This window comes from Accumulibacter sp. (genome assembly GCF_016789985.1).
In the GTDB taxonomy this organism is placed as follows: domain Bacteria; phylum Pseudomonadota; class Gammaproteobacteria; order Burkholderiales; family Rhodocyclaceae; genus Accumulibacter.
Genome location: NZ_JAEUOL010000272.1, coordinates 1 through 3949 on the forward strand (window position 1 = coordinate 1; position 3949 = coordinate 3949).

Annotated in this window: 4 protein-coding genes; 3 read left to right on the forward strand and 1 reads right to left on the reverse strand. The window is 63.5% G+C overall.

Translation table 11 applies throughout. The features are described 5' to 3' along the window. The coding region (locus JNK99_RS15385; RefSeq protein ID WP_291854612.1) for an EAL domain-containing protein at positions 1–1273 on the forward strand (1273 nt) is incomplete at its 5' end. On the opposite strand, the gene mutY is transcribed toward JNK99_RS15385, so the two are convergent. Continuing rightward, entirely contained in the window at positions 1265–2371 is a 1107-nt protein-coding gene (gene mutY / locus JNK99_RS15390; protein ID WP_291854615.1) for an A/G-specific adenine glycosylase, read from the reverse strand. The two genes, JNK99_RS15385 and mutY, sit on opposite strands and share 9 nt — an antisense overlap. Before the next feature lie 321 nt (positions 2372–2692). Between mutY and JNK99_RS15395 the strand changes: the two genes are divergently transcribed. Together JNK99_RS15395 and JNK99_RS15400 are read left to right on the forward strand one after the other, a co-directional pair. After that, a complete protein-coding gene (locus tag JNK99_RS15395) occupies positions 2693–3295 on the forward strand; it encodes a flavin reductase family protein (RefSeq protein ID WP_291854618.1) in 603 nt (200 codons plus the stop codon). A 72-nt stretch (positions 3296–3367) separates the two neighbouring features. Beyond that, complete coding sequence (locus JNK99_RS15400) at positions 3368–3679, forward strand: H-NS histone family protein (protein WP_291854620.1); 312 nt, start codon at positions 3368–3370, stop codon at positions 3677–3679. The last annotated feature ends 270 nt before the right edge of the window (positions 3680–3949 follow it).

A 3949-nucleotide genomic window follows, 5' to 3' on the forward strand; every position in this document is an offset into this window, starting at 1 on the left:
CACCCTGACCGATCTGCCCAACCGTTCGAACCTGCAAGGCCGCCTCGAGCAGGCGCTGGCTTCGGCGCGGCGGGAGCAAGGTTCGCTGGCCGTGATGTTCCTTGACCTCGATCACTTCAAGAACATCAACGACACCCTCGGCCATCACGTCGGTGATGCGCTGCTGCTCGAAGTTTCACAGCGGCTGACGGCCAGCGTACGCGCCAGCGATGTCGTCGCCCGCCTGGGAGGTGACGAGTTCGTCGTCGTGCTCAACGGAGTGGGAGCGCTTGCCGCCGAGCGGGTGGCCGGCAAGATATTGAAGTCACTGGCGCACCCCTATCATATCGACGGGCAGGGTCTGCATACCAGTTCGAGCATCGGGATTGCCGTCTTCCCGGACGATGGCGATACGGTGGACATCCTGATGCGCAATGCCGACGCCGCGATGTATCACGCCAAGTCGGCGGGACGCAACAATCTGCAGTTCTTCACGGCGAGCATGAATCAGGCGGCCACGGATCGGCGACAACTCGAGGAGGATCTGCATCTGGCTTTGCAGAATGGGCAGTTTGTCCTGCATTATCAGCCGCAGGTGGACTCGTTGCGGCGTGTTTTCGCTGCCGAGGTCCTGCTGCGCTGGCAGCATCCCGAGCATGGCCTGGTGTCGCCCGGCCGCTTCGTTCCGCTGGCCGAGGACACCGGACTGATCGTGCCGATCGGCCAATGGGTGCTCGAAACCGCCTGCCGACAGCTCGAGGCCTGGGCCCATGAAGCGATTACACGGGATCTGCAGGTGGCGGTCAACGTCAGCGCCCGTCAATTCCGGCAAGCCGATTTTGTCGACCAGTTGCGCGACTTGCTGCAATCCACCGGCGCCGATCCGGCACACTTGAAACTCGAGCTCACCGAGAGCCTGGTGCTGGACAACGTCAGCGACACGATCGAGCGAATGAATGCCATCAAGCTGCTTGGCGTGACCTTCGCTATGGACGACTTCGGCACCGGCTATTCTTCACTGTCCTACCTGACGCGCCTGCCGCTGGATCAACTCAAGATCGACCGTGCCTTCGTCAGCCGGCTGCCGGACAATCAGAGCGACGCGGTGATTGCGCAGACCATCGTCACCATGGGAAGCAGCCTCGGCCTCAAGGTCATCGCCGAGGGCGTCGAAAGCGAGGAGCAGCATCGCTTTCTCGACAGCCACGGCTGCCACGGATACCAGGGCTTCCTGTTCGGTCGCCCGTTGCCGGTGGAAGATTTCGAAGAACTGCTGCGCCGTCGCTCACCCTAGGTCGTCGGCGCCCGCCGCCGCCCCGCCGGCAGTGAAGGACCAGCCCGTCGTGGACAAGGACAGCAGCAGGCGGCGAATCGGCGTGGGCAACGCCGCGCCAGCGACATCGGCCAACGCCAGCCACTGCCAGCCAGCGTCGGCCGCCAGCCGGCCGACGACCTCGACCTCGCCGCACAGCACTTCGATGGACAGGCGGAAATGAGTGAAGCGATGGCTGATCGTCGGCAGTTGCTGCGTCTGCTTCAGGCGGCAACCGTGGCGCAGGGCGAAAGACTCGGCGGTCTCCGCGGCCACTTCGGGCAGGCTCAGCAAACCACCCCAGATGCCGCTCGGGGGGCGACGCTCGAGCAGCACCTGCCGGCCATCGGTCAACAGCAGTAGCTTGCCTGCCCGCTCCGGTACCGGCTTCGGCACGGCGCGCTGCGGCAACTCGGTCTGCCGGCCCTGCTGCCGGGCGACGCAGATGACCTGCAGGGGGCAGGCCTGGCAAGCTGGCTGCCAGCGGGTGCACACCGTTGCTCCGAGATCCATCATGCCTTGTGTGTACGCTTCGATGGCTTGCTCGGGCAGGAGTGATTCGGCCAGTACCCACAGCGCCCGCTCATCCTGCGCCGGCGAGGCACCACTCGTCAGGCCAAAGCAGCGTGCCAGCACCCGCCGGACATTGCCGTCGAGGATCGCAGCGCGCCGGCCGAAAGCGAAGACGCTGATCGCTGCCGCGGTGGACCGCCCAATACCGGGCAGTTGTGCGTTGATTGCGGGATCGGCCGAGAAGCCGTCGTGCTGGCCGGCGACCATCGTGCTCGCGCAGCGGTGCAGGTGGCGCGCCCTTGCATAGTACCCGAGACCCGACCACCGCTCGAGAACGTCCGCCAGCGGTGCTTCGGCCAGCGCTTCCAGCGTCGGAAAGCGGGCGAGGAAGCGCTCGTAGTAGGGAATCACTGTCTGCACCTGCGTTTGCTGCAGCATGATCTCGGCCAGCCAGATGCGATAGGGGTCGCGCGTCTGCTGCCACGGCAGATCGTGGCGGCCATTCACCTGCTGCCAGGCGACCACCCGCCCGGCAAAGTCCCGTTGGCTGGCTGGCTGATCAGGCACGCGTTACAAGGTCTGAGTGCGCTGGCACGAATGCAGGCGGGGACGGGTTGGCAAGGGGGGCCGCTGGCGGCACGCCCGGGCGACCGGCCGGTCACGCATCGCACGAGAATCGTGTCGACACGGGTCGCCAGCGCAGCGATAATTGCGCTCCCGCATTGAGCGGAATATTCCGTCGAACGGTTGGACCAAAGGGTGTAAAAAGCTTGCGATGAGTTTTTTGCAGACGTCGGGGGCAGGAGTGGCATCGCACGACTCATCGATCATGAACCGGCTTGTGACAGTGAATCTTAGCATGTTTGGACAATGCATCCGAAACGCCTGATGCGTCCGCCCTTAGACTCTCCAGACAGCGCGGATAATGCGGACAGCACGGTATCGGTGCCTGGCCGGTTGCTCGTCGCCCCGCAAGTACCTGCTGCGTCGCACCAGGAAAACCCGGTCGGCCGCGACTTTCGTGATGCCTTGGGCAGTTTTGCCACCGGAGTCACCGTACTTACCGCACTGGCGCCGGACGGCCAGCCGGTCGGGGTAACCATCAGTTCGTTCAACTCCGTCTCGCTGCAACCGCCGCTGATTCTCTGGAGTCTCGCCTGCGAATCACCTCGTCTGGAGGCATTTCGCCAGGCTCGCCATTATGCGGTCAATGTCCTGGCGGTTGATCAAGTGGTCGTTTCCGATCGCTTTGCCAGTCGCGAGGATAATCGCTTCGGCGGAGTGCGAACCGTCCCGGGTATGGCTGGCGTGCCACTGATCGAAGGTTGCACGGCCTGGTTCGAATGCAGCAGCGAGGCCCATTATCCGGGTGGCGACCATCTCATTTTCCTCGGTCGCGTGCAACGCTTTGCCCGTGGCGAGGCGGGCGAGCCGCTGATCTTTCATGGTGGCCGCTATCGGATTTTGGGTGGCGAATCGGGATGCCAATGAGTGGTGGAGATTCGATTCGTTGCAATTATTTTCTTTTGGTGTATAAGGACGATTTTCTTCAAGGAGGAGTCCATGGCAACCTACAAGGAACTACTTGCCCAGCGTGCATTGCTGGAGAAGCAGATCGAAGAGGCCAGACAGGCAGAGCTTGCGGATGCCGTCGCACGTGCCAAACAGTTGATTGCCGAGCATGGCTTGACGGCGTCCGACCTTGGTTTCAAGATGGGCGGTGCTTTAGCGGAGACAGTCGTCAAGATACGCACGCCGGTTGCCATCAAATACCGGGGCACCAACGGAGAAAGCTGGTCCGGTCGCGGCAAGGCGCCCAACTGGTTGACCAGCCTGGAGGCGCAAGGCCGGGATCGCAACGAGTTCCTCGTTTAGTCGTACTCTTCAGACGCGTCAGCCGCCGCGCTCCCCGAGGGCAACGCAGTGCGGACGCCGCCTGCACGCGTTGCGCAAGAGCCCGTTCCGGCTCCCACCGGCCCCTGACCATGGCACCTGGCGAGCAGGACAAGGCGGGCACCCGAGAGGGGCGACGATTATGCCAACCGAGCGCCTGGCCGAGCGTGTGCATGGCGTTCGCCGGTGTCGCCGATGGGCGCTGCCGACAAGAGATAATGCCCGACAGTTAAGCCATAATATCAAGGGCTG

Excerpts from the sequence above, each read along its gene's own strand:
- JNK99_RS15400 (WP_291854620.1), top strand. The coding sequence starts at position 3,368 with ATGGCAACCTACAAGGAACTACTTGCCCAGCGTGCATTGCTGGAGAAG.
- JNK99_RS15395 (WP_291854618.1), top strand. The coding sequence starts at position 2,693 with ATGCGTCCGCCCTTAGACTCTCCAGACAGCGCGGATAATGCGGACAGC.